Source organism: Flavobacterium sp., from assembly GCF_965657075.1.
Classification (GTDB): domain Bacteria; phylum Bacteroidota; class Bacteroidia; order Flavobacteriales; family Flavobacteriaceae; genus Flavobacterium.
Genome location: NZ_CBFHMV010000046.1, coordinates 1 through 4,711, shown reverse-complemented (window position 1 = coordinate 4,711; position 4,711 = coordinate 1). Strand labels below are relative to the sequence as shown.

Below are 4,711 nucleotides of genomic sequence, written 5' to 3'. Positions count from 1 at the left end.
AACAGAATTAATTCTGTTACGATTTAACTATATTTGAATTATTAACGAGTCAACCTTTTTTAGGACAACTCATTATTTTCCGTGATAAATAAAAGGTGCCCAATATTTGACTTCTCTACCATTAAATCCTTGTTTATTATAAGTTCCTTTTATAAAATCTCTTTTTACTTCGTTTACTGCTTTGTTATATTCCATTCCTAAATTGAACACTTTATTATATAAATTAGCTGTAAAAATATAAGAACCATAATCATTAACTGACCATAAAGTTGAGACTGTACTATTAGCACCAGCAGTCAACATGGCTTGATTTAAACCTGCAATTCCATCACCAGGCACAATTTTCCCTAATCCAGTTTGACAAGCGCTCAACATCATAAAATCAGTTTTAATGTTTAGTTTTTCCATTTCAGCTACTGTTAACATTCCGTCTTCATTGTCTTTTGGAGTTGCAAAAACACTAAAAGCAATACTACTCAAATCAAAAATATAAGGATGAACCATGGCATGACTTGACAAGTGAATGGCTTTATAATTTTTTAATTCACCAGCATTTGACATTCGCTTGAATTCATTTTCAGTCATTAAATCTCCCATTTTGGTATCACTATTTGGAATTTTTTCTCCAATATATTCCACTTCAGCTTTAGCACCTTCTAAATATTTCATAGGTTTTTTACTAAAAGTGGCAAAAGCATAATCTAAAGGTTTGTTTTCTTTTTGCAAGTCAATTACTTGATTTCTTAAACGATCAATATCTGCCAAACTATTTAAAGGCATTCCTTGACTTTGTAGTTGAGCATATTTTGCGTCTCCAAAAGCTAAAATATTTTTGGAATAGGTATTTGGTTTTCTATCTCTAATTGTTTTTAAAATTGTACCACTTGGAATATAAGCGATATCATATTTTTCAACCATGTAAATGGAATTCATATCCACTAAACTTTCAAAAGGAATCAGGTTTTGCATCCCATCTAAAGCGAAAATAATTTTCTTTTTATCTTTAAAATAAGGTTCTAGTTTGCTTAAATAATCTATGTAAAATGAGTTTGAAATCATACCAAAATCCATTTCATTGGTAAAGCGTTGGTCTAATTTCCCACCTTCTGATGGGTTTAAAAATTTTCTATATAATTCAATTAGTAGACTTACTTCTCCTTTTCTTAATTCGTTTGTTCCAGCTTCTTGAACAGAATTGTATTGAGTGTATTTTGGATTTCTATATTCTTTTTTAGCCATTTCATTTTCAATAGCACCTATGAGTTTGTTGTATTTAACATAAATATTCATAAGTGCTCCATGAGAGACTACATATCTTGTATTGAAAGATTCTTTGGTAATCACAGCTGCAATATAAGTTCCTTCTCTTGTGGAACCTCTTGTGACTTCTGTATAATATACAATTGCTTCATCTGGTTTTAAAGTTTGTTGTAATTGAGAAAGGGTTATTAATTTTTCATTTGGAATACTTAGTTTTGATACTAATGAATTCGCTTTTAAGCTTTCCATGATTGGAAATATTTTGTCAAATTGTTTCGTTTCCTGATAACAGGCCACTAAATGTCCACCAACATTTGAACTGAATCGAAGTAAAGCATTTCTATCTTTAGCATTGGCTTGATTTAAAATTTCTTTATACAATTTATTGCTTTTTTCTAAAAAAGGAATGGCTTCGTTGTATTTTCTGGAGCCAATTAGACTAAGTCCATCATTATATAATGCTAAATAATCTGAAGAATTGATATCATGATTTGTCTCAATTTTTTCTCCATTTAAAGCTTTAGCTCTATCTAAATTTTTCGTTATTTCATTCCCTAAATCTGTATTTTGATAATTTAGATTTTTAGAAATTGCTTCTGCTTTTTCAGCTAATTGAACTCCTTTTTCTTTTTCTCCAGATAAACTATAAGCTCTTGAAGTTTGTAGATAAGCATTTAAAAGTTCTTCTGTATTTGTTATTTTATTAAAAACGGATTCTACATTTTTAGCAACATCAAGTGCTTCTTTATATTTACCTTGTCCAAGTAGTGCAAACATTTTACGATTTAAAGGTTTTACATTCATTGAAGTGCTAAGGGATACTTTTGTTATGTCATCAAACATTATATTTGAGATTGAAATTTCAGCATCATATTGTTGTTGAATTTGATATACATCTACAAGTAAGCTATAGAATTTATAACGCATAAAAGTTGCGTTATTTGTATTTTTAAATTGAAAAAAAAGTTCCTCTAAAATAGTTTCTTTGTTAGACGCATCAATTGCATTATTGGCAACATAAAGTAGTAATTGACAATAATAGCTTGCTGGGAATGTATTATTTGCGACTCTATTTTTTAGCGCAAAAAGTTTCTTTGTTATTTCTGATGCATTAATTTCGGTCCTTTTTTTTGTTGGCAATTCATATAATGCTGCAGCTTCTTTTCCAAAAATTGTAGCATTTGTATCATAGTCAGCATTGTATTTGTTTTTAGATTTTGTTATTTCATCAATAGTAGGTTGATAGTCTGTTGCTCCTTTAAAACCATTGATTACATTGTTTATGTAACCGTTATTATATTCTTTGGTGGTTTCAGCCATACCAAAAAAACTAAAATCATTATAAACTTTATTTATGTTGTAAGTTTCTTTATTGTAAGCCATTGCAACTATATAAAAAAGGGCAAAATCATCATAAATAGGTTCTAATTCATAGGCTATTTTCAAATATTTTGCTGCTTCAGGGTATTTTCCACTAAATAAATAAGCCTTTCCAATAAGAGCATATAAATCAGGTTCTAAAAAATAATTATCAATAATTTGATTGCCTAAAGTAATTGTACTTTGATAATCTTTAGTGCTATAAGCGGCCTTGGCATTTTTATAGGATTGATTATTGGTAAGTGGAATACTGTTTTGTCCAAAAGATGAGACACAAAAGAGAAATAGAAGTTTAAAGTAAATTGATTTCATGAAAATATATTTTAAATGTATTTTCAAATATATTTTAAGTTGAAATTTTTATCAATAAGGCAATTGCCCTATTATTATCTGTTTAAATAGACTTTATTTAATTAAATCATAAAAGTATATTCTCTATCCAGAAAAAAATTTCTATATTTATTTTCAGAAATTAAATTTTACAAATACACAAAAATGAAACCTACTTTACTTAAAATCAGTACAATATTAATATCAATCTTTATATTTTCTTGTAATTCTCCCAAAGAAAATCAAGAAGAAGCTGTAAAAAATGTATTAAGTTTAACTTATCCTGAATTTTCAGCAACACCAACTCCAGAAGAGTTTAAAGAAAAAATAGCTCCAATTATAGATGTCATTAACGATGAAGTTTCAGACTTAATTCCAGTTGAAAAAAAAATAATTCTAACTAATGAAAAATCAGAAACACCAGTAACTGTTTGGTTTGCCAATGATAGTAAACCTGTAAAAATCAAAATGGGTGTTGCCGATAATAGCGGTGCATTTACCAAAAGTTTTGAATATTATTTTATTGATGGAAAAGTGTTTTTTGTAGATGCAAAGGCTACTAAATATATTTTTAGGAACGATTACTTAAAATTTTGGTTGGATGAAAATTACACTATTAATACAATAAAAGAAGCAGACTTTAATGCTAAAGAAAAAAATATAATTCAAAATGTGTTTTTAATGATTAGTGAAGCCGTTGTAAATCTTGAAGTTAAAAATATAGAAGATGACAAAAGCAACAATGATTTGCACGGAAAATGGCAAAGTTTAGATGATGCTAGTAGTGTAATAGTTTTTGAAGAAAATCGTAAAATAGAAATTTACAACGATAAAGAAATCGCTAATTCTATTTACATTCGCTCAAATAAATGTCAGAATAAATCGAATGTAACTAATGAAAAAGAAACTAATAAATACATTAGTGTGGAACAAGATGATTTGTGCTTCTACATTTTAAAACTTGATGAAACCTATTTAGAATTAAATCATTTGAGCACAGGAAATACGTTACGATTTAAAAGAATCAAATAAAATGAAGTAAAAATAAAAAAGTGTTGACTTAATAAATCAACACTTTTTTTATCTCTAAACTTCTAAAACACTATTTTCTGTTCCTCCAAAATCATTCCATTTGAAACTATCTGCTTGTTCTTCATTGATAAATTCTCCGTCAACAATATATTTAAATTCGTAAGCAGCATCTTTTGGGACATCTAAAACAGATTTAAATGTTCCACTTTTTAATTTTGACATTGCCCCTTCAGTTGGATTCCAGTTGTTAAAATCACCCACAACCGCAACTTCTTTTGCCTCTTTATTCTCTACAGAAAAAGTAACTTTACAAACCGGTTTTGTCTTTACAAATTGTTTTTTAATCGCCATAACTATTTCATTTTTAAAATAATACACCAAAATTAAAGTGAATTTATTTAAATTTCAAATCTATGAATACGAATTATTAAATAAAAAATAATACGCTACATTATTATCATAAATTCATTTTTACACATTAATTATTGCATATAAAATTCAGAAAACGTTGTAAATTTTGTTGAATTTTGATTCTGTTTTACTCAAAAAAAAATATTAATCATTTTATTTTCTTCAATTTAATTCAAAATCAACACATTAAATAAAAAAGTCCTCATTTACGAGGACTTCTTTTTATAGTGTCTTGTCCTGAAAAAAGTTGACTAAATATTAAATAATATGTCAACAAAAAAGAAAATTTCAAAAATTC

3 protein-coding genes are annotated in these 4,711 nt (G+C 27.4%); 1 reads left to right on the top strand and 2 read right to left on the bottom strand.

Features of this window, described 5'->3' with window-relative positions:
- Positions 1–72: 72 nt before the first annotated feature.
- Entirely contained in the window at positions 73–2,952 is a 2,880-nt protein-coding gene (locus ACTF56_RS12810; RefSeq protein ID WP_438967303.1) for a CHAT domain-containing protein, read from the bottom strand.
- Positions 2,953–3,135: 183 nt separating this feature from the next.
- Here ACTF56_RS12810 and ACTF56_RS12805 point away from each other — a divergent pair, with 183 nt between their 5' ends.
- On the top strand, positions 3,136–4,002 hold the full coding sequence (locus ACTF56_RS12805; RefSeq protein WP_438967302.1) for a hypothetical protein: 867 nt from the start codon (positions 3,136–3,138) through the stop codon (positions 4,000–4,002).
- Between the two features lie 54 nt (positions 4,003–4,056).
- Here ACTF56_RS12805 and ACTF56_RS12800 read toward each other — a convergent pair whose 3' ends face one another.
- A complete protein-coding gene (locus tag ACTF56_RS12800; RefSeq protein WP_438967301.1) occupies positions 4,057–4,353 on the bottom strand; it encodes an isoamylase early set domain-containing protein in 297 nt (98 codons plus the stop codon).
- Positions 4,354–4,711 lie beyond the last annotated feature (358 nt).

Coding starts and splice junctions, on each gene's coding strand:
- ACTF56_RS12810 (WP_438967303.1), bottom strand. CDS start 2,952: ATGAAATCAATTTACTTTAAACTTCTATTTCTCTTTTGTGTCTCATCT.
- ACTF56_RS12805 (WP_438967302.1), top strand. CDS start 3,136: ATGAAACCTACTTTACTTAAAATCAGTACAATATTAATATCAATCTTT.
- ACTF56_RS12800 (WP_438967301.1), bottom strand. CDS start 4,353: ATGGCGATTAAAAAACAATTTGTAAAGACAAAACCGGTTTGTAAAGTT.